General features: G+C 39.2%; 21 protein-coding genes. 6 read left to right on the top strand and 15 right to left on the bottom strand.

The features are described from left to right. The first annotated feature begins 149 nt into the window (after positions 1–149). A complete protein-coding gene (polA, locus tag AW165_RS07060; RefSeq protein WP_060465339.1) occupies positions 150–2,921 on the top strand; it encodes a DNA polymerase I in 2,772 nt (923 codons plus the stop codon). 52 nt (positions 2,922–2,973) lie between these two features. Here polA and AW165_RS07055 read toward each other — a convergent pair whose 3' ends face one another. The 5 genes from AW165_RS07055 to ppx are packed head-to-tail and all read right to left on the bottom strand — an operon-like array spanning position 2,974 to position 8,073. Next, complete coding sequence (locus AW165_RS07055; protein ID WP_000501183.1) at positions 2,974–3,543, bottom strand: YggT family protein; 570 nt, start codon at positions 3,541–3,543, stop codon at positions 2,974–2,976. A 21-nt stretch (positions 3,544–3,564) separates the two neighbouring features. Continuing rightward, a complete protein-coding gene (proC, locus tag AW165_RS07050) occupies positions 3,565–4,401 on the bottom strand; it encodes a pyrroline-5-carboxylate reductase (protein ID WP_081410564.1) in 837 nt (278 codons plus the stop codon). Then, the gene (gene tilS / locus AW165_RS07045; protein WP_081410563.1) at positions 4,376–5,776 is read right to left on the bottom strand and encodes a tRNA lysidine(34) synthetase TilS; all 1,401 of its coding nucleotides are present in this window, start codon (positions 5,774–5,776) and stop codon (positions 4,376–4,378) included. The genes proC and tilS overlap by 26 nt, the downstream gene beginning before the upstream one ends. Continuing rightward, positions 5,713–6,534, bottom strand: coding sequence for an acetyl-CoA carboxylase carboxyltransferase subunit alpha (locus tag AW165_RS07040; RefSeq protein WP_005066304.1), 822 nt, complete (start codon positions 6,532–6,534; stop codon positions 5,713–5,715). Before AW165_RS07040 ends, tilS begins: the two co-directional genes overlap by 64 nt. 18 nt (positions 6,535–6,552) lie before the next feature. Then, complete coding sequence (ppx, locus tag AW165_RS07035; RefSeq protein WP_060465336.1) at positions 6,553–8,073, bottom strand: exopolyphosphatase; 1,521 nt, start codon at positions 8,071–8,073, stop codon at positions 6,553–6,555. Positions 8,074–8,349: 276 nt separating this feature from the next. Here ppx and trxA point away from each other — a divergent pair, with 276 nt between their 5' ends. Further along, a complete protein-coding gene (trxA, locus tag AW165_RS07030; RefSeq protein ID WP_002054512.1) occupies positions 8,350–8,676 on the top strand; it encodes a thioredoxin in 327 nt (108 codons plus the stop codon). A gap of 322 nt (positions 8,677–8,998) precedes the next feature. After that, positions 8,999–10,267 (top strand): transcription termination factor Rho, encoded by a 1,269-nt coding sequence (rho, locus tag AW165_RS07025; protein WP_002117304.1) that lies wholly within the window; start codon positions 8,999–9,001, stop codon positions 10,265–10,267. Between the two features lie 190 nt (positions 10,268–10,457). On the opposite strand, the gene AW165_RS19100 is transcribed toward rho, so the two are convergent. Then, on the bottom strand, positions 10,458–10,583 hold the full coding sequence (locus AW165_RS19100) for a hypothetical protein (RefSeq protein WP_002117184.1): 126 nt from the start codon (positions 10,581–10,583) through the stop codon (positions 10,458–10,460). Between the two features lie 94 nt (positions 10,584–10,677). Here AW165_RS19100 and AW165_RS07020 point away from each other — a divergent pair, with 94 nt between their 5' ends. After that, positions 10,678–10,938 carry a hypothetical protein gene (locus AW165_RS07020; RefSeq protein ID WP_060465335.1) on the top strand — a complete coding sequence of 87 codons (261 nt, stop codon included), beginning with the start codon at positions 10,678–10,680 and terminating at the stop codon, positions 10,936–10,938. Between the two features lie 149 nt (positions 10,939–11,087). Here AW165_RS07020 and AW165_RS07015 read toward each other — a convergent pair whose 3' ends face one another. From AW165_RS07015 to pheS, 3 genes are read right to left on the bottom strand one after another with little or no spacing between them, the layout of a single operon-like run. Next, on the bottom strand, positions 11,088–11,384 hold the full coding sequence (locus AW165_RS07015) for an integration host factor subunit alpha (RefSeq protein ID WP_000126166.1): 297 nt from the start codon (positions 11,382–11,384) through the stop codon (positions 11,088–11,090). After that, positions 11,381–13,762: a phenylalanine--tRNA ligase subunit beta gene (pheT, locus tag AW165_RS07010; protein ID WP_060465334.1), complete on the bottom strand. Its 2,382-nt coding sequence runs from the start codon at positions 13,760–13,762 to the stop codon at positions 11,381–11,383. The genes AW165_RS07015 and pheT overlap by 4 nt, the downstream gene beginning before the upstream one ends. Before the next feature lie 32 nt (positions 13,763–13,794). Then, positions 13,795–14,775, bottom strand: coding sequence for a phenylalanine--tRNA ligase subunit alpha (pheS, locus tag AW165_RS07005; protein ID WP_002117277.1), 981 nt, complete (start codon positions 14,773–14,775; stop codon positions 13,795–13,797). Positions 14,776–14,933: 158 nt separating this feature from the next. Here pheS and AW165_RS07000 point away from each other — a divergent pair, with 158 nt between their 5' ends. Next, positions 14,934–15,926: a hypothetical protein gene (locus AW165_RS07000; protein ID WP_060465333.1), complete on the top strand. Its 993-nt coding sequence runs from the start codon at positions 14,934–14,936 to the stop codon at positions 15,924–15,926. Positions 15,927–15,978: 52 nt separating this feature from the next. Here the strand turns inward: AW165_RS07000 and rplT are convergent, their stop codons facing one another. From rplT to AW165_RS06985, 3 genes are read right to left on the bottom strand one after another with little or no spacing between them, the layout of a single operon-like run. Further along, entirely contained in the window at positions 15,979–16,338 is a 360-nt protein-coding gene (gene rplT / locus AW165_RS06995) for a 50S ribosomal protein L20 (protein WP_000124858.1), read from the bottom strand. An 11-nt stretch (positions 16,339–16,349) separates the two neighbouring features. Beyond that, entirely contained in the window at positions 16,350–16,544 is a 195-nt protein-coding gene (rpmI, locus tag AW165_RS06990; protein WP_002054552.1) for a 50S ribosomal protein L35, read from the bottom strand. An 11-nt stretch (positions 16,545–16,555) separates the two neighbouring features. After that, positions 16,556–16,744, bottom strand: a complete 189-nt coding sequence (locus AW165_RS06985) for a hypothetical protein (RefSeq protein WP_014208405.1) — start codon at positions 16,742–16,744, stop codon at positions 16,556–16,558. Positions 16,745–16,782: 38 nt separating this feature from the next. Between AW165_RS06985 and nreB the strand changes: the two genes are divergently transcribed. Next, complete coding sequence (gene nreB / locus AW165_RS06980; protein WP_002117292.1) at positions 16,783–18,033, top strand: nickel resistance MFS transporter NreB; 1,251 nt, start codon at positions 16,783–16,785, stop codon at positions 18,031–18,033. Between the two features lie 40 nt (positions 18,034–18,073). On the opposite strand, the gene AW165_RS06975 is transcribed toward nreB, so the two are convergent. The 3 genes from AW165_RS06975 to infC form a co-directional block, all read right to left on the bottom strand. After that, entirely contained in the window at positions 18,074–18,502 is a 429-nt protein-coding gene (locus tag AW165_RS06975) for a YqaA family protein (protein ID WP_019767966.1), read from the bottom strand. A gap of 53 nt (positions 18,503–18,555) precedes the next feature. Continuing rightward, positions 18,556–19,176: a glutathione S-transferase N-terminal domain-containing protein gene (locus tag AW165_RS06970; RefSeq protein ID WP_002117212.1), complete on the bottom strand. Its 621-nt coding sequence runs from the start codon at positions 19,174–19,176 to the stop codon at positions 18,556–18,558. 228 nt (positions 19,177–19,404) lie between these two features. Then, entirely contained in the window at positions 19,405–19,956 is a 552-nt protein-coding gene (gene infC / locus AW165_RS06960) for a translation initiation factor IF-3 (RefSeq protein ID WP_075383312.1), read from the bottom strand. Between the last annotated feature and the right edge of the window lie 2 nt (positions 19,957–19,958).

Raw genomic sequence — 19,958 nt, 5'->3', positions numbered from 1 at the left:
TAGCAATATGACACCTTCATTACAGGTCATCTTACTTCAAGCCAATACAAGCGTATATTTATACATACAAAATACTGCAAAAATCATAAACCTGCATTCATAGCCGTTTTCACGTAAAATACCCGTAATTCAGATTAAGGAATTGTTCAATGCCACCATTTGTCTTGGTTGATGGGTCCTATTTTTTATTTCGTGCATATCATGCATTACCACCATTGACGACCTCTACAGGGTTACATACCAATGCAATACGTGGGGCAATTTCTGCCATTCAAAAATTAATGCGCCGTATGCAGCCAACACATATGGCCGTCATTTTTGATACGCCTGAGCCAACTTTCCGCCACAAGCTTTCACCTATTTATAAAGGTGATCGCCCAACCATGCCGGAAGAGTTATCTCAACAGATTCCATATTTGCATGCATTGATTAAAGCTCAAGGAATTCCTTTATATAGTCTTCCGGGTGCAGAAGCAGATGATATTATCGGTACGCTCGCTAAACGTGCCGTACTCGAAGGCCATCATGTACTTATCTCAACCGGAGATAAAGACATGGCTCAGCTCGTCAATGACCATGTAAAATTAGAAGACAGCTTCAAAGACCGCGTAATGGATACCGACGGGGTATTTGAAAAATTTGGTGTTTGGCCAAATCAAATTATTGATTACTTAACCCTTATGGGCGATGCGTCTGATGGCATCATGGGTGTACCTGGCGTAGGTGCAAAAACAGCAGCTAAGTTACTAACTGAATATGGCACTTTAGACAATATTATTGCCAATGCAGACCAACTTAAAGGCAAACTTAGCCAAAATATTAAAGATAACTTAGACAATATTAAGCTTGACCACCAGTTAGCTAGTATCGTCTGTGATCTTCCTTTAGAACTCGATTGGCATGAGTTAAAACTTACCGATCCAAATGTAGAAGCTCTACGTAATCTTTATACTGAGCTTGAGTTTAGAAACCAATTACAGTCGCTTGATCATCCAAACAATCCAAATAGCTCAAGCTATAAACAACAAGCTTCACAGACTATTGTGCAAAATGAAGTTAGACCTGCTGAATCTATAGAAACTGAAGATCAAGCAAGCTTAACTAGCCAAGATGACCAGCTTGGAACTGCAAATTATCATACTGTTTTAACCCAAGAAGCATGGGATCAGCTCTGGCAACGTATGCAAAATGCCGATCATTTTGCTATTGATACAGAAACTACAAGTCTGGACTACCGTATTGCCGAGATGGTTGGTTTTTCAATCGCATTTGATGCGAAAGATGCCTACTATGTTCCATTAGCGCATGATTATGAAAATGCGCCGCAGCAACTGGATCGTGATCAAATTCTGGCTCAAATTAAGCCTGTGCTAGAAAATGAAGCACTTAAAAAAATTGGGCATCACCTTAAATATGATGCCCATATCTTTGCCAATCATGGCATAGAACTTAAAGGCTGGTATTTCGATAGCATGCTTGCATCTTATGTATTGAATGCAGCAGCCACTCGTCACGGCATGGATGACGTAGCTCGTGTCTACTTAAGCCACTTAACCACCACCTTTGAACAAATTGCTGGTAAGGGCGCCAAACAAAAGACTTTCAATCAAATTGAGATTGAAGTTGCTGCTCACTATGCTGCAGAAGATGCTCATGTGACTTATCGTCTGTATGAAGTGCTTTCAAACAAACTTAAGCCATTTCCTGAGCTAGAAAATATTTTATATAACATCGAAATGCCAGTTGCCCGTATTTTATCGGGTATGGAAGAAGATGGTATTCGTCTAGATCATGCCTTCTTAGATAAATTAAGCGTTGAATTTGCAAAAACAATGGAAGGGCTTGAAAATCAGGCGATGGAAATTGCAGATGAAACTTTTAATATTGCATCTCCTAAACAAGTAGGTGAAATCCTATTTGATAAATTAGGAATCAAAGGCGGTAAAAAAACTGCAACTGGACAATACAGCACCAGTGAAAGTGTTTTAGAAAAAATTGAACATCCTTTAGCGGAAATTATTCTAGAACATCGTGGTTTGGCAAAGCTAAAAAGTACCTATACAGACCGTCTAGTTGAGCAATCTCATAACGACACGCATCGTGTACATACGAGCTATCATCAAGCACTCACAGCGACAGGTCGCCTTTCCTCTTCTGATCCTAACTTACAAAATATTCCAATTCGTAGACAAATTGGGCGTCAAATTCGTAAAGCATTCATTGCGCCAGAAGACCGAGTACTATTGGCTGCCGATTACTCGCAAATTGAATTACGTTTAATGGCTCATTTTTCTCAAGATGAAGCATTAGTACACGCATTCCAGCATGGACAAGACGTTCACCGCCGTACTGCGGCAGAAGTATTGGGCATTGCAATTGAAGATGTGACCAATGATCAACGTCGTCAAGCGAAAGCAGTTAACTTTGGTCTACTGTATGGTATGTCTGAGTTTGGTTTAATTCGTCAATTAGGCTTTACGCGTCAAGAATCGCAAAACTATATTAAGCAATATTTCCAACGCTATCCTGGCATCTATGAATATATGCAACGCACACGTCAAGTTGCATCAGAGCAAGGTTTTGTTGAAACTATTTTAGGTCGTCGTCTTTATACACCTGATATTGATGCACGAAATGTAATGGTACGTAAGGCTGCCGAACGTGCTGCAATTAATGCACCGTTACAAGGTAGTGCTGCTGATATCATTAAACTCGCAATGATTGAAGTCGATAAAATCTTACCAAAAGATCAAGCCAAACTACTACTTCAAGTACACGATGAATTAGTATTTGAGGCAGATCAAAACATTGCCGAAGAGCTCTCTAAGCAAATCGCGACTGTCATGGAATCTGTAGTAAAAATTTCTGTGCCTTTAGTCGTTGAAGTTGGACAAGGGCAAAACTGGGATGATGCCCATTAATTAGTAGCAATAAAAAAGGGCTGTATTAACAGCCCTTTTTTATTGCGTTAGCTTAAAGTCCCGTTAAAAGAACTTTTGCAACTTCATTCATTAAGATCTCGGCAATATAAAGCGCTAAAAAGGCCAAAATTGGAGATAAATCAATCATCCCCATATTAGGCAATAAACGACGGAATGGTGCGAGTAATGGTTCAGCTAAATCTTGAATCACTTCAATATAAGGTGAACGCGATTGAGTGAACATAACCACCCAACTCAAAATAATTGTCGCGAAAATTAAATAACGGCAGAAACGAATTAGGTCCTGAATCATCGTCACAAATGTCAGAATCACCAAGTGAACTGGGCTATTTGGCATAGAACCGGAAAGATACATTACGCCAAAAATTTTCAGCAAATATAAAATAATTAAAAGAACCAACGCAGCCAAATTAAATCGGCCTTTTGCGACCGTCGGAAAAATTCGGCCAAAAATATCAACAATTTTAGTCGCCTTTACGGTCGATAAAACCACAGGATTATAAGGACTTACTGCCGCCAATTGCATTAAAAAACGGAAAAAGACCAATAAAATCGCGACATTAATTAAAATTCCAAAAATTAGCGCAGAATTTGCACCCATAGTTGTCTTATCCTATTTAAGCTATTTCGCACTGTCACTCAATTCTTGAGCCAATTCTTGACTACGCTTCTGTGCAGCAGCCAATGCAGATTGAATATTTTGGGAGATTTGTGCACGGTCAAAAACTTCAAGTGCAGCTTGAGTTGTGCCATTTGGCGATGTCACATTCTTACGAAGTTCAGAAGGAGTGTTTGAACTCGTAATTGCCATTTGAGCTGCACCTAATGCCGTTTGAAGAGTCAACGCAGTTGCAACTTTTTCATCAAGTCCTAAATTTTTACCCGCACGGATCATACTTTCCATGAGATAGAAGAAATATGCAGGACCTGAGCCAGAAACCGCTGTTACCGCATCAATTTGAGCTTCGGAGTTTACCCAAATTGTTAAGCCTGTGGCTGCTAAAATCTGACTTGTTAATTCACGATCCGAAGTACCTACTACATCATTTGCATAGATACCATGTGCACCCGTCTGAACTAGAGCTGGCGTATTTGGCATAACTCGAACAATTCGATTGCTATCAATTAAGTTTGATATCGTTTGGATTTCAGCACCAGCAATAATTGAAATAACCAATTTATCTGATAACAGTCCTTTTAGAGGACGTAAAACAGTCGCCAAAACTTGTGGTTTTACTGCCAGTACAACGACATCAGCATTTTTAATTGCAACTACATTATCTTGTGTCACATGGACTTCTTTTTCTTGCAATAATTGACGTATTTGCTCAACAGGATCTGAAACGGTAATACGTGTTGGCGGTAAACCTCTTGAAATGAGCCCACCAATCAAAGCTTGGGCCATATTACCACCACCAATAAAACAGATATTACTATTTACTGCACTTGTCATAACCATCTTCGCCATTTACCAGATTACAAGAATAAGAAATTAAATCTGGTTGCCATCCTCCTTGCTCACAATACGGAGACTGAGCCAACCAAAATCCTTTCGGTGTAAAAACCCCAAGCATAACATTATCTATGACTAATATTTGAATTGTATGACGAAGCCAAGGCAAAATATGTGCTTCTTGAATTGCTTTTTTTAGTGGCCATTGCCCAACACGACCATATAAATGGACCTTTTCACCACCTTGGCGTCGAATAATTTTTAATTTTTTATTTAATAAAGATGCAGACAAACCCATATTTTTTTGAGTAATTTGAAAATATCCTGAAGCGCATTCCACTATTTCCCCTAGTTGAAAATAATGCTCCCTCTCGGTTTCAACTGGGTTTAATTTTTCAGCAAGAAAAACTTGTCGACTCAACCTATAAAGATGATATTGATAACGGACATAGTAAAACTGGTTCCAGTGTAAGGCCGCTTGCGCATCAGATTTTGAATCAATTACTTCATTTTTTAAACGCTCAACCATTTCAAATGCAGGTCGATATTGCCCATCACCTTTCATCCAAACCGAAAGCAATTGACGCTGACGGGCAGAAGATAGTTTTAATAGCTGATTTAAGTCCAAACATTCGTCCGTACCACAATTTTGCAAATCAACTTTTAAAACTTCTTCTAAAATTTCAGAAGCATCTTGCATCAGATAGCTGGTACGACTAAGTGCTTGCTGCATTTTTGGAAAACGGTTTTGTAAGAAGGGCCAAAGTTCTTCACGCGACCACGCCCGATCATAATGGATATCGTAATTTGTAGGATCATCTATATACTCAATTTCAAGTTGAGTAGTCCACTCGGCAATCTGCTCACGGGTTAAATCCAAAAAAGGGCGCCAAATTGTCATATCTACACGATGATCAATAGACTGCATAGCAGCAAGCCCATCAACACCCGCACCCGACAATAAACGCAATATTACTGTTTCAGCTTGATCTTGCTGGTGATGAGCAAGCACTAAAATTTCGTTGGCTTGTAAATGTTGTAGATAAGCGTGATAACGTGCCTGACGTGCTTGAGCTTCCAAATTACCGTCAGTAACTTGAACTTTTTGAATGGTATAAGGAATATTTAAACGAGTCGCTTGTTTAGCAACGAGTTCGCCCCACTCTGCACTTTTTGATTGCAGTTGATGATCTATATAAATTATTCGGATCTTATGAGGAAAAATTTGAGACATCAAATGTAGTAGCAGCATTGAATCCATGCCGCCACTACATCCAATAAGAAAAGTACTATTTTCTGAAAACTTTTGAGCCTGTTTTAAGACGCAATGCCTAAATTTTCGCTGCCAAACTTCATTAAACGTTGATAACGTGCTTCGCATCGTTCATTTGCATCCATTGGTAGCAACTCATCCAAAGCTTGCTTCAAAACTACTTTTAGGTTTTGCATGACTTGCTCAGGGTCTAAATGAGCCCCCTCGCCTTCATCTACTACATATTCAACAATACCTAGAGATTGTAATTTATCTGCAGTCAAACCTAAAGCTTCACTTGCTTGAGCCGCTTTTTCAGCAGTTTTCCACAAAATAGATGCACAGCCTTCTGGTGAAATCACAGAATAAATACTATGCGACAACATAATTACTCGGTCAGCAACACCAATACCTAAAGCACCACCAGAACCGCCTTCACCAAGTACTGTTGCGACAACAGGAACTTTCAAACTTGAAAGCTGAGCAAGGCTAGTTGCAATTGCTTCAGCTTGTCCACGTTCTTCAGCACCAACACCTGGATAAGCACCCATAGTATCAATAAATGTGAAGACCGGAAGGTTAAAACGCTCTGCCATATCTAATAGGCGTTGAGATTTACGGTAACCTTCTGGGTTAGCCATACCGAAGTTGTGCTTTAATTTTTCACGGGTACTACGACCACGGTGTTGGCCAATAACCATCACAGGTTGACCATCAAAACGAGCAAGACCACCTACCATCGCACCATCGTCACCAAACAAACGATCACCATGCAAGGCATCAAACTCTGTAAAGATTTCACCGACATAATCTAGAAACTGCGGACGATCAGGATGACGTGCAATTTGAACCGTTGTCCACGCTTTGGACTGAGTAGCTTTTTTCATAGGTCGAATATTATCCCTTTAATCGATAAATTTTTCCGACTGAATATTCAATTCAATGTCCCAATGCTTAAACTGCTCTTGCTCATCATGCAAGTCGGCAACTAACAATGGCCATTGTTTGGCATCACCAGAAACACTAAGTTGCCATTGTTGATCATTTATGATGGTCAGTTCAATGGCAGGAAGCATCTGATCACTTCGACTATGGTTGAGTAAAACTGCTAGGCGAAGTAATAAACATAGATAAAGTAATTTATTACCACCAGTCTTCAAAATTTCATTTTTTACATCATTTCGCAATTTACGACGGTGGTGAGCGACTAAATGTGAAAGGTGATTTTGATCAATTTGTGAGAAGCCCGGAATATCAGAATGCTGCAATAAATAAGCACCATGACGGTGATAACCACCATGGCTAATTGCTAAACCAATTTCATGCAAATAGGCAGCTCGACGCAGTAAGTCGCTGTCTTCACTCGTTAAATTAAGGGACTCTGCAACACCATCAAATAATTGCTGTGCTGTATTTACAACTCGTTCTGCTTGTTTTGGATCTGCGTTATAACGTCCCATTAAGGCCTGTACACTACGATCACGGATATCTTCATGTTTAAAACGACCTAATAGGTCATACATGACTCCTTCACGTAATGCACCATCAGAATATGCCAAACGATCAATTTCTAAAACTTCAAAAACTGCGTACAAAATTGCCAATCCGGCTGGCAAAACTGCTCGTCGGTCTTCTCTTAACCCTTCAAAATCAATTTCAGAAATATTTTTAAACTTAAGTAATTTATCTTTGAGTTTATATAACCCTTCTCGAGTGACGTTTTCTTGTTCATCACTCAAGCCCATATTCACCATAATTTGGCGGCAAGCTTTAATCGTTCCACTAGAACCAACGACAGTATCCCAACCTTCCATTTTATACGTTGTTGCAATAGCTGAAAGTTCTTTACGGGCAGCAACTACTGCTTTATCAAAGGCTTTTTGTGTGATTTCGCCATCGGCAAAGTAGGCTTTTGTATAAGCCACACATCCCATTTGCAATGACTCTGTATAAATAGGCTCAAACTCTTCACCAATAATGAACTCAGTAGAACCACCACCAATATCTACAACTAAACGTCGACCACCATTTGCCATGGTATGCGATACACCAAGATAAATCAGACGCGCTTCTTCTCGCCCAGCAATAATTTCAATAGGTTTAGGCAAAATTTCTGCTGCTTTTTGAATAAATTCATGACCATTTTTTGCCTGACGCAAGGCATTGGTCGCCACAATTCGTAAGCGATTTGGTTGAACAGAACTTAATCTTCCTACAAAACGAGCCAAGCAGGCTAAGCCTCGTTGCTGAGCGGCTTCTGTTAGGTTTTTATTCTCATCTAAACCAGCTGCGAGCTGTACTTTTTCTGACATCGAAGCAACTTTTTTAACTTCGCCATGATCTACCCGTGCAATTGCAAGGTGAAAACTGTTCGACCCCATATCTATGGCGGCAAGTAATTCTTCATCAATCAGAAAATCAGACATTATTGAACTAAACCCATAACAATTCACGCCTAGAGTAATTCACAAGAATGCAATTGAAAAGCCATTTTCATCAACAATTAGCTGTGATTTAAATTTTTCTATTTATAAGTTGATTGTACAAGTCGATGATGAATATCGTGAGCATCCATTAGACAATTTTAGTTAAGCCTTGAATAATAGCATCAAACCCTTACATTGAACTAAGTAGCTATGTAATACTGATAGAGATAATTTTCTCCTGTAATAGCACTTTTTTCTAAAAATTGGAGCCGTACCATGTCTGCGACTATTGTAAATACAACTGATGATAACTTCCAAGCAGATGTTTTAGATGCTGAAACCCCTGTACTTGTTGACTTCTGGGCAGGATGGTGTGCACCTTGTAAAGCAATTGCACCTGTGCTTGAAGACCTATCAAGTGAATATGCTGGTAAAGTAAAAATTGTTAAAGTTGATGTGACTTCTTGCGAAGATACAGCAGTGAAATACAACATCCGTAACATTCCTGCTTTACTACTTTTCAAAAATGGTGAAGTTGTAGCTCAACAAATTGGTGCTGTACCTCGCTCTAAACTTGTTAGCTTTATTGATGAAAACGTTTAAGTCAAAATGCTAAAAAAGAAAATACGCTATACATTTTTATAGCGTATTTTTTTCGCCTATAAATTGACAAATTTGCTAGGCTGGCTTATATTGCATGCTCAAGAGGCACTGAAGGGAATCATCTTCGTCCGGCTTCTTACAAGACACAAACATAAAGATCGCCACTCGGCAACAGAAATTGTTTTTTCACATTTCTCTTCGAAACAATTAATCAGACTTCTGAATTGTTATTGTGTAAATACAATTGCGATAATCTTTTTTGTATGCGAGCGATTTTTCTTCTTTTTAAACCACACTCTACTCTTTCCTAATTCTGACCCTTATGAATTTAACTGAACTCAAGAAAAAACCAATCGGCGAACTAATTAAAATTGCTGAATTTATGGGCCTGGAAGGTATGGCTCGTAACAGAAAGCAAGATATTATTTTTGCCATTTTGAAACGCCATGCGATGAATGGCGAAGAAATTTTTGGTGATGGCGTTCTCGAAATTCTCTCTGATGGTTTTGGTTTTTTGCGTTCTGCCGCAGGTTCGTATTTAGCAGGTCCGGATGATATTTATGTGAGTCCTTCACAGATCCGACGCTTTAACTTGCGTACAGGTGATACCATCACAGGTACTATTCGCCCTCCAAAAGAAGGTGAGCGTTATTTTGCGTTGCTCAAAGTTAACCAGATTAACTATGACACGCCAGAAAATTCTCGAAATAAAATTTTATTTGAAAACTTAACTCCCCTTTTCCCGACCGAACAATTGGTTATGGAATTAGGTAATGGTACGACAGAAGACTTAACTGCTCGTGTCGTTGATTTAGTTGCGCCAATTGGTAAAGGCCAACGTTCTATTATTGTTGCACCGCCGAAAGCGGGTAAAACAATGTTACTTCAGAATATTGCTCAATCGATTGTTAGAAACAATCCCGAAGTATTCTTGATTGTTCTATTAATTGACGAACGTCCAGAAGAAGTAACCGAAATGGAGCGTACTGTTCGCGGTGAAGTTATTGCGTCAACATTTGATGAAGCACCAGCTCGCCATGTACAAGTTGCAGAAATGGTAATTGAAAAAGCTAAACGTCTTGTTGAGCATAAAAAAGATGTTGTGATTCTTCTTGACTCTATTACCCGCCTTGCACGTGCTTACAACACTGTTATTCCGTCATCAGGCAAAGTATTAACTGGTGGTGTAGACGCTCATGCATTAGAGCGCCCTAAGCGTTTCTTCGGTGCAGCACGTAATATCGAAGAAGGTGGCTCACTTACGATCATCTCTACTGCTTTGATTGAAACAGGCAGTAAAATGGATGATGTAATTTATGAAGAATTCAAAGGTACAGGTAACCAAGAGATCACTCTTGATCGCCGTATTGCTGAAAAACGTGTCTTCCCTGCTATGAATATCAAAAAATCTGGCACACGTCGTGAAGAGCGTTTAATGGATGAAGATAAATTACGCAAAGTATGGATCCTCCGTAAGCTACTTCACCCTATGGATGAATTGGCAGCAATGGAATTCTTACTTGACCGCATGAAAGAAACCAAAACAAATGATGATTTCTTTGATCAAATGAAACGTAAAGCTTCAACTTAAGTAATTAAGCCTTCAAAAAAGCCACTCCTTTGAGTGGTTTTTTATTTGGTTGACAAGCTTTACACAAAAATACATTTTGCTGATTTTTATGTAAAATTATTTATAAGCTTTTGATAATAAATATTTTTGCATAAAAAAGCTTAGTTTTTTTAGTAGCTTACCTCTACCTTTTCCAATATATACGAGCTGATTAATTGTTTTTTTCTGTTAAAAAACAGTCTGTTTTTCTCTTTTTCATACGTTTTTTTGATAGACGACAGTAGTATTTCAGCATTTGCAGTGATAGCATAGCGGCAGACCAGTTAGACTGCTCCATGCGTTGTTACCTAGCTACGTTTTAGGAATAATAAAAGCAAAACAGTCCAACTTAGGTTTTTTTAATCTCAAATCTTTTTTGTGAGAGTGATGCCATGTTATTCAAAAAATTTGCTGTTGCCGCTGCCGTTGCTGCTACTTTAGCTTTCGTTGGTTGTTCTAAGAAAGAAGAAGCTCCTGCTGCTGCTGCTTCTGAAGCTACTGCTGCTGCTTCTACTGCCGCTACTGCTGCTTCTGAAGCTGCTACTGCTGCTTCTCAAGCTGTTGATGCTGCCGCTGCTGCTTCTGCACCTGCTGCTTCTGCACCTGCTGCTTCTGAAGCTGCTGCTTCTGCACCTGCTTCTGCTGCACACTAATCTATATTTTAGATTAGATAAAAAAGAGGACATTTTGTCCTCTTTTTTTATGTGTAAATTTTGAGTTCTCAATATTAATTTCTTTTATTTATCAACATTGCCACCAATTAAAACTATATAAAGCTATTTAAAATATAAAAAAAAGCAGATCAATCGATCTGCTCATTTCCAACGCGTTGTCTAAACTTCTGACCCGCTCTAAAGGTCACTACCCTACGTGCTGAAATTGGAATTTCTTCACCTGTCTTAGGGTTACGTCCTGGACGTTCGCGTTTATCTCTTAATTCGAAATTACCAAAACCAGAAAGCTTAACCTGCTCCCCTGCAATAAGCGCTTGGCTAATCTCGTCGAAGAACAACTCGACCATTTGTTTTGCTTCACGGCGATTTAAGCTGGTTAACTCACTTAAATGATCAGCCATGTCTGCTTTAGTTAATGCTGTCATGAGGCCCTCAATGTCGCTTGATAAGTGTTTTCCAACACTTGGATTATATTGTCCATACCAGATTTAATTTCAGCATCTTCAAGCGTACGTGAAGGATGTTGCCATAATAATGCAAACGCCAATGAGCGCTTACCTTCTTCAACACCCTGCCCCGTATACACATCGAATAACCATGTAGAGTCTAAAAGCTCTCCACCAGTTTTTTCGATTAACTGCTGAATATCTCTAACATTTATATTATCAGAGATTAAAAGCGCAATATCACGTCTAATCGAAGGAAAACGTGATAATTCTGTAAAATTAGATACATAAGATTGCAAAATGGCTATTTGATCAAGTTCAGCAACCCAAGTTGTGCTTAAATCTAGCTCATTTTCTAAAGATGGGTGTAGACGGCCTAAGTAACCAATTGATTGCCCATCAACTAAAATTTCAGCAGACTGCCCTGGATGCAACCATTCACGCTCTGAACGTACATATTCAACTTTGACACGACCAGCAGCTAAAATCTCTTCAATCTCTCCCTTGAAGTCAAAGAAATCCATTGGTTGAGGCTTCACATGCCAAGATTCTGGTTGTTGCGAGCCAACGGCCACTAGAGCTAAAGTTGGAATCTGTTTTAGATCTTCAATACTCTTAGCATCTTGATAATCAAAACGAAGTCCTAATTCAAAGAAACGAACACGACTTTGTTGACGGTTGAGATTATATTGTACGCACGGGATTAAACTTGAAAGCAAAGTACTACGCATCGCAGCCAAATCACTTGAAATTGGATTTGCTAGCATTAACGGGTTTACTTGCGGGTTCAATTGTTTTTCAAGTTTTGCATCAGCAAAGCTAAAACTAATTGCTTCTTGATAGCCTAAAGTCACGATAGTTTGGCGTAACTCTGCAATTTCAAATCGGTCTTGATATTTAGCTAATTGAACATCCATGCTTGGTAAGCTAATTTGGATATTGTCATAACCATCAATACGTGCCACTTCTTCAATTAAGTCTTGATAAATAGCCATGTCATAGCGATGTGATGGAGGCACTACGCTCCACTCACCTTCAGCTTTAACGGTTACTTCACATCCTAGTCGAGTTAAAGCATCTGCAATGAAATCAGCCGTCACTTGATATCCCAACAATTGGTCTACCTGAGCTTGTTTCAGTTCAATTGCTTCACGCTTTGGTAAAATTTCAGTTTTTTCAGCTACAGTAACTGGGCCAAACTCACCGCCCGCCAATTCTTGAATAAGCTGAGAAGCACGATTCATTGCAATTAACGGTAATTCAAAATCCACACCGCGTTCATAACGCTGCGAAGAATCTGTGTGTAAACCAAAACGGCGAGCACGTCCAGCAATCGCAAGTGGCGCAAAGAAAGCACTTTCTAAGAAAATGTCAGTTGTATCATCGGTTACACTAGATGCTAGACCACCCATAATTCCGGCAATTGCCAAAGCTTTCTGGTCATCAGCAATAACCATAATATCTTCTTGCAATTCAACTTCTTGATCATTTAAAAGTTGTAATTTTTCCTGCAGCTTAGCTTGACGAACTTGTACATTTCCTTCGATTTTAGCTAAATCGAAAGCATGCATTGGCTGACCCAACTCCATGAGGACATAGTTCGTCACATCAACCAAAATACTGTGCGTGCGAATTCCTGAACGTGCTAAAGCCTGCTCCATCCACTCAGGAGTAGCAGCTTTTACATTAACATTTTTAATTACACGCCCTAAGTAGCGTGGCGCACCTTCAGTGCTGATCACTACTTTCTTCTCATCAGCAATTGTCGCATCAACTGATTTGATTTCAGGTTCATTCATTTGCAGTTTGTTAATTACTGCAATCTCACGTGCGATACCACGGATACTGAAACAATCACCACGGTTTGGAGTAATACTGATATCGATGACGTTATCATCAAGTTTTAAGTATTCACGGATGTTTACTCCTACTGGAGCATCAGCTGGTAGTTCGAGCAAACCATCGATCTTATCTTCAAGATCAATTTCAGAAGCACCACAAAGCATGCCTTGTGACTCAACTCCACGAAGTTTACCTTTTTTGATTTTAAAATCACCCGGTAATACAGCACCAATAGTTGCCACAGGCGCTTTCATTCCAGCGCGGACATTTGGTGCCCCACAAACAATTTGTAAAGGCTCACCTGAACCAATATTAACTGTTGTTACACGCAGACGGTCTGCATCAGGGTGTTGCTCAACTGTTAAAACTTCGCCGACCACAACGCCAGTAAATGGCTTAGCAACAGGTGCAAGTTCATCAACTTCAAGACCAAGCATAGTTAACTGATCAGACAATGTCTCACTATCAATTGCTGGGTTAACCCATGTGCGTAGCCAATTTTCGCTAATCTTCATCTTTATAAACCTTTTTTAATCCTGAAAAATTGTTAGGCAAATTGGCGTAAAAAACGCACATCATTTTGATAGAACATACGCAAATCATTAATGCCATAACGCAACATTGCAAAACGCTCTACCCCTAAACCAAAAGCAAAGCCTTTGTATTTATCAGGATCAATACCCGCAGCACGCAATACATTTGGATGCACCATGCCACAGCCTAATACTTCTAACCAACGTCCACGCTCATCCATGATATCTACTTCTGCACTAGGCTCTGTAAATGGGAAATATGAAGGGCGGAAACGTACTTTTAAATCTTTCTCAAAAAATTCATTCAGTAGGTTGATCAATAAACCTTTTAATTCAGCAAAGCTAGTGTTCTCAGCAACGTATAAACCTTCGATCTGATGGAACATTGGCGAATGCGTTTGATCTGAATCACAACGGTAAACACGGCCAGGGCACACGATACGAATTGGCGGCTCACTTGTCTCCATTGTACGAATCTGTACCCCAGAGGTATGCGTACGTAGCAAGTGAGTAGCATCAAAGTAGAAAGTATCGTGCATAGCACGTGCCGGATGGTGACCAGGAATATTTAATGCTTCGAAATTGTGATAGTCATCTTCAACTTCTGGACCGGTTGCAACTGTAAAACCAGCTTTAGTGAAGAACTGACAAATTCGCTCTTGTACCTGAGTAACAGGATGAACTGTACCAATACGTTGACCACGGCCCGGCAATGTAATATCGATCGTTTCACTTGCTAGCTTTTGTGCAAGTGCTGCCTGTTGTAGTGCCGCTTGACGCTCTGTTAATGCAGTATTAATTGTTTCTCGAACAGCATGAATCGCAGCACCTTGTACTTTGCGTTCTTCAGGGTCCATTTTCCCTAATGCTTTCGATTGTTCTGCAAGCTGGCTTTTTTTCCCTGTAAATTGCACACGCACCTGATCAAGTGCAACAAGGTCTTGAGCTGCTGCAATGGCAGCAAGCGCTTCTGTGGTCAGGGCTTCCAGTGACATATTAACTCTCAAAGCAACAAATTTAAAAAATATAATAAAACACTGCATTCTAGCAGTTTTTCATCGAATTGATGAAGTTTATCCATCATGAAAAATGTATTAGGCAACAAAAAGATAAAACGTATAAGATAGTAGCATCGTCAATGAGATCAACTATTATGGCGCTTAATCAGATTTGGAAACAACAACTTACGCTTGTGACATATGGTAATGAATACCTCCGTCAGAATTTAAGCTTTAACCAATGGCGACAACATCATATTTTCGACCATCATAGTTTTCAGTTTCGTGACTTAACTTCTCAACATTTGTTGGCCCAACACTTCCAAGTTTGGCTAGAAGCATTAAAAAAACAAGGTACCTCAAAGCTCAGCTTACATTTATCAAGCCTTCTCAATGAAGAACAAAATCCAAATAGCAATGTCGAGCTCTTACCTTATACTCATTTTATTGTGAGTCATCAAAATGATAAGAAATTTGCTTGGATTTTTGGCCATGAGCTTGCCGAATGGTATAACAATGATAATGAGTTTGAAGCCCCTGCCTTACAAACCTGTGAGCTTCGTTTAGAAACTTTCTGGCGTTTTGAACTCAATGAAAAATTATCAAAAAAAATTGAAGCTGATTTAAAAAGTCCGCCATGGCAAGAAATAGCTGACTTTATGGATAGTGAATTATTTCGTAGTAAATATGCAGCAGGCTTTGAGGAGCCAGAACTTCAAAATGCTCTTTTTGATGGTACAAATATTAAAAGCTTAGAGCCAAAACTTGCCTTAATTCCTGAGAGCTATCCCGCAGATTATGCCCATCAGCTTTTATCTCGTACTCAAGCATTAGCTGACTATTTAGAACAAAAGAAACGTATTGCAAATGATCCTTTGGGAGAAGAACTAGACCAGGAGCAACTCATCAATTTAAGAAACTTTACACAAAAAAATGATGATTTGTTTGCCAAGCTTATTGTAAAAGTTGCCAACCATTATCAGACAGCTCAGATGGTGCCTGTAGTTAAATCATCTCCATTTGAGCAATCAAATGAAAATCCACAGCATCTCAAGTCTCAGCATCATAAAGGCACTGGTTCAGGCGTTATTAAGCTGATTATTCTAACCATTATTATTTGTGCTCTGGCTTATTATTTTGGCCTTTAGATAAATAATAAAAAAGACCGCTAAAAAGCGGTCTTTCTTTGAATCTCTAAGCTTATGCAGCTAATGCGCCTTTAGCTTTTTCAGCTAAAGCAGCAAATGCTACTGCATCATGCATAGCGATGTCAGCTAATACGCGACGGTCGATGATCACTTGAGCTTTTTTCAAGCCATCGATCATACGGCTGTAAGACAAACCGTTTTGACGAGCACCAGCATTGATACGCGCAATCCATAGAGCACGGAATTGACGTTTCTTTTGACGGCGGTCACGGTAAGCGTATTGACCAGCTTTGATTACCGCTTGGAACGCTACGCGGTAAACGCGTGAACGAGCACCGTAGTAACCTTTAGCGCGAGCAAGAATTTTTTTGTGACGACGATGAGCCACTACACCACGTTTTACACGAGCCATTTATAATCTCCTTAGATGTATGGGCACATACGACGAACTGAATTCATGTCAGAAACATGAACCATTACACAGCCGCGTAATTGACGGATACGTTTAGCAGATTTTTTGGTCAAAATGTGGCGCTTGAATGCTTGTTTGCGCTTAAAACCGTTTGCAGTCGCTTTGAAGCGTTTAGCTGCACCACGGCGAGTTTTTAACTTAGCCATAGTAACCTCTTTTAGGCACCTGTTCGGCGCGATTGCACCATTGCAAAATCGACCTGCAGGTAAGGAAGCGCGTATTTTATAGCAACCTGAGCAAAATTAAAACTATTAGTTACTGTTTTTATGGTTGCAAGAAAGACTTTTCCAAATTCAACCGTGTCAGCAATATCAATAATAAATAAAGCGCCTGTGCTTTTTTCCATTTATAATACGATCAAATTATCAACATACGATATTCCTAATGCAGAAACATGATGCATTTGCTGCCTTACGCTACAGAGATTTCTCAATTGTTACGATTAATCAATTTTGCTTAACTTTAGCAATTCTGATTCAAGAAATTATTGTTGCCTACTCACTCTATCAAATCACCAAAGACCCTCTGACTCTAGGTTTAATTGGACTCGCAGAAGCCATTCCTTTTATTGCTCTTTCTCTTTGGGGTGGCTATTTTGCAGATAGATTTAATAAACAGATTATTATGAAAATCTGTTTATTTTTCTCGGTTCCTCTTCCTTTAGTGCTGTGGTCGTTGTTCCATCTGCATGGTTTAGGTCATATCAGCGTAAATTTCCTTTCTTGGGGTATTTATGCGGTTATTTTTGGCTTAGGTACAATTCGTGGTTTTTACAATCCTTCTGCAACATCTTTAAAACCATTTTTGATACCTCGTGAACTGTATGCAAATGGTGCAACATGGACGACAATCGGTTGGCAAAGTGGTGTAATTATCGGGCCAATGCTTGGTGGTTTCATGCTTGCCTATTTAGGCCGAGAAACAAGTCTATTTAGTGTTGCGGTTTTACTTGGTATTTGTTTCATCTTAATTAACCTATTGCATAAGCGTACTTTTCCTAAAATTGAAACTGCTAATGTTTTAGAAAGTTTAGGAGATGGTTTCCGTTTTATCTGGAAAACTAAAATTGTTCTTTGGGCAATTTCTCTTGATTTAGCTTCTGTTTTATTTGGTGGAGTCATCGCATTATTACCAATTTTTGCAGAAGATATCTTAAAAGTCGGTCCAGAAGGACTGGGATATTTACGTGCGGCGCCATCTATTGGAGCGCTCGTCACTATGATTGCTTTGACTCGCTTTCCACCAACTCAACATGCATGGCGTAACATGCTACTTGCTGTTGCAGGATTTGGTGTTTTCACGATTCTTTTCGCGTTCTCAAATAACATGTGGTTATCACTATTTGCGTTGGCTATGACAGGCGCTTGTGACAGTATTTCAGTTGTGGTTAGACAAACCATTTTGCAAATTTTTCCACCAGAAAATATGCGTGGTCGCGTTGCTGCTGTAAACGGAATGTTCGTTTCATCAAGTAATGAGCTTGGTGCATTTGAGTCAGGTTTAGCAGCCAAATATTTAGGAACAATTGCAGCCACTATTTTTGGGGGTTGTATGACACTTGCAGTGGTCACCTTCTGTTGGCTAAAAACCAATGATCTATTTAAAGTCGATATTACCAAAAGCTCAGAAGACTAGTTAGACCATTTTATTAAAAGCATCTTCGGATGCTTTTATTTTAAATAAAACCTGTAATTACCCAATAAATAAAAATATAACGCCCTGCTTTAGCAATCAAAACGATAATTAAAAAGCGCCAAAAATTTTCTTTGAATAAACCTGCAACTAAAGTAATTGGGTCACCAATCACAGGTGTCCAACTTAGCAACAGCGAATAAAACCCATACTTATGATAAAAGCTTTGAGCTTGCTCTAAACGCTTTTCAGAAACAGGAAACCACTTTTTGTGTTTAAAGTGCTCTATTTTTAAACCAAGCCACCAGTTCACACACGAGCCCAGTACGTTTCCGAAAGTGGCGAAAGAAATTAGAAGAAAAGCAGAATATTCTTTTTTTAATAATAAGGTGGCGAGTACAGCTTCTGATTGTAACGGTAATAATGTAGCCGCCCCAAACGCGCTCAAAAAAAGTAAAAAGTAACTTAGCATATTAAATTAGACCAAATCACCTTTCACTTTATTCATTACGCGACCAATAAAAGTTAGATGACTTTAATTGATAGTGCTTTTTGTACCGCAGGACGTGCCGTCAAGCGAACAATATATTCTTGTACATAAGGATAATCCTCTAGTTGAATACCTTGCCATTCATAGCGCAAAATCCAAGGTAAAATTGCCATATCAGCAATCGAGTATTCACCTGCAACAAACTTCTGGCCAATGAGCTGCTTATTCAGCACACCATATAAGCGCTTAGTCTCATTTACATAGCGGTCTATAGCGTATGGAATTTTTTCTGGTGCAAAACGGTTAAAATGATGGTTCTGCCCTAGCATAGGCCCTAGCCCACCCATTTGCCACATGAGCCATTGTTCAACTTCAACTCGCTCTTGCTCATCAGTTGGATAAAATAATCCAGTTTTTCGACCTAGATATTGCAAGATCGCGCCTGATTCAAATATTGAAATTGGCTCACCACGAGGTCCATCTTGGTCAACAATTGCCGGAATTTTATTATTTGGAGAAATTCTCAGAAAGTCTGGTTGAAATTGATCATTTTCTAAAATATTGATTGGGTAAAGAGTGTAGTCCAGTCCCATTTCTTCTAAGGCAATTGTGATTTTATGTCCATTGGGAGTTCCCCAATAATATAGATCAATCATTCTATTTTCCTATTCATCGTTATCATGACTGCGTCTTGCGTTATAGCATGTTTTAAGAGAGGCGATGAGATTTCCAACACTAAAAAATACATAAAATTCAAGAATTGAATTTCTTTTAAAAGATATAGCAATTGTCTTAAATAAAACTGAACAGAGAAAATTAAATCATCTTTTTTATTATGATAAGGATATAAAAAAGCACTGCTTTTGCAGTGCTTTTTTTGAGTATTACTTTTTCTTTTTAGGTCCAAGTAACATACCCATTTGACGGCCTTCCATTTTAGGTGCTTGTTCCACAACCCCAAACTCAGCAACATCAGCTTCAATTTTTTGTAATTGAGCTAAGCCAAGTTGTTGGTGAGCCATTTCACGACCACGGAAACGTAAAGTGATTTTCACTTTGTTTCCTTCTTCAAGGAATTTCAAAATAGCACGAAGCTTAACTTGATAATCACCAACATCAGTTGCAGGGCGCAGTTTGATTTCCTTCACTTGCACTTGATGCTGTTTTTTCTTCGCATCTTTTTGCTTCTGCTTAAGGTCAAACAAGTGCTTGTTGTAATCCATAATTTTACAAACAGGCGGCTCGGCGTTTGCAACGATCTCAACTAGGTCAAGATCTGCCTCTTCAGCAGCGCGCAGTGCTTCATTTAATGAAACAATTCCTTTTTGCTCACCGTCAGCACCAACGAGGCGTACTTCTTTTGCACGGATCTCGTCGTTAATTGCTGGACGGTTGCTTTTTGCACCTTGTTGTTGGTTACGGTCAGGCTGTTTAATCT

This window comes from Acinetobacter sp. LMB-5, assembly GCF_001541635.1.
Lineage (GTDB): Bacteria > Pseudomonadota > Gammaproteobacteria > Pseudomonadales > Moraxellaceae > Acinetobacter > Acinetobacter pittii.
Note: the sequence above shows the minus strand (reverse complement) of the source record. Positions and strands in the feature narration are given on the sequence as shown.

Coding starts and splice junctions, on each gene's coding strand:
- polA (WP_060465339.1), top strand. CDS start 150: ATGCCACCATTTGTCTTGGTTGATGGGTCCTATTTTTTATTTCGTGCA.
- AW165_RS07055 (WP_000501183.1), bottom strand. CDS start 3,543: ATGGGTGCAAATTCTGCGCTAATTTTTGGAATTTTAATTAATGTCGCG.
- proC (WP_081410564.1), bottom strand. CDS start 4,401: ATGGTTATGACAAGTGCAGTAAATAGTAATATCTGTTTTATTGGTGGT.
- tilS (WP_081410563.1), bottom strand. CDS start 5,776: ATGCGAAGCACGTTATCAACGTTTAATGAAGTTTGGCAGCGAAAATTT.
- AW165_RS07040 (WP_005066304.1), bottom strand. CDS start 6,534: ATGAAAAAAGCTACTCAGTCCAAAGCGTGGACAACGGTTCAAATTGCA.
- ppx (WP_060465336.1), bottom strand. CDS start 8,073: ATGTCTGATTTTCTGATTGATGAAGAATTACTTGCCGCCATAGATATG.
- trxA (WP_002054512.1), top strand. CDS start 8,350: ATGTCTGCGACTATTGTAAATACAACTGATGATAACTTCCAAGCAGAT.
- rho (WP_002117304.1), top strand. CDS start 8,999: ATGAATTTAACTGAACTCAAGAAAAAACCAATCGGCGAACTAATTAAA.
- AW165_RS19100 (WP_002117184.1), bottom strand. CDS start 10,583: ATGGAGCAGTCTAACTGGTCTGCCGCTATGCTATCACTGCAAATGCTG.
- AW165_RS07020 (WP_060465335.1), top strand. CDS start 10,678: ATGTTATTCAAAAAATTTGCTGTTGCCGCTGCCGTTGCTGCTACTTTA.
- AW165_RS07015 (WP_000126166.1), bottom strand. CDS start 11,384: ATGACAGCATTAACTAAAGCAGACATGGCTGATCATTTAAGTGAGTTA.
- pheT (WP_060465334.1), bottom strand. CDS start 13,762: ATGAAGATTAGCGAAAATTGGCTACGCACATGGGTTAACCCAGCAATT.
- pheS (WP_002117277.1), bottom strand. CDS start 14,775: ATGTCACTGGAAGCCCTGACCACAGAAGCGCTTGCTGCCATTGCAGCA.
- AW165_RS07000 (WP_060465333.1), top strand. CDS start 14,934: ATGGCGCTTAATCAGATTTGGAAACAACAACTTACGCTTGTGACATAT.
- rplT (WP_000124858.1), bottom strand. CDS start 16,338: ATGGCTCGTGTAAAACGTGGTGTAGTGGCTCATCGTCGTCACAAAAAA.
- rpmI (WP_002054552.1), bottom strand. CDS start 16,544: ATGGCTAAGTTAAAAACTCGCCGTGGTGCAGCTAAACGCTTCAAAGCG.
- AW165_RS06985 (WP_014208405.1), bottom strand. CDS start 16,744: ATGGAAAAAAGCACAGGCGCTTTATTTATTATTGATATTGCTGACACG.
- nreB (WP_002117292.1), top strand. CDS start 16,783: ATGCAGAAACATGATGCATTTGCTGCCTTACGCTACAGAGATTTCTCA.
- AW165_RS06975 (WP_019767966.1), bottom strand. CDS start 18,502: ATGCTAAGTTACTTTTTACTTTTTTTGAGCGCGTTTGGGGCGGCTACA.
- AW165_RS06970 (WP_002117212.1), bottom strand. CDS start 19,176: ATGATTGATCTATATTATTGGGGAACTCCCAATGGACATAAAATCACA.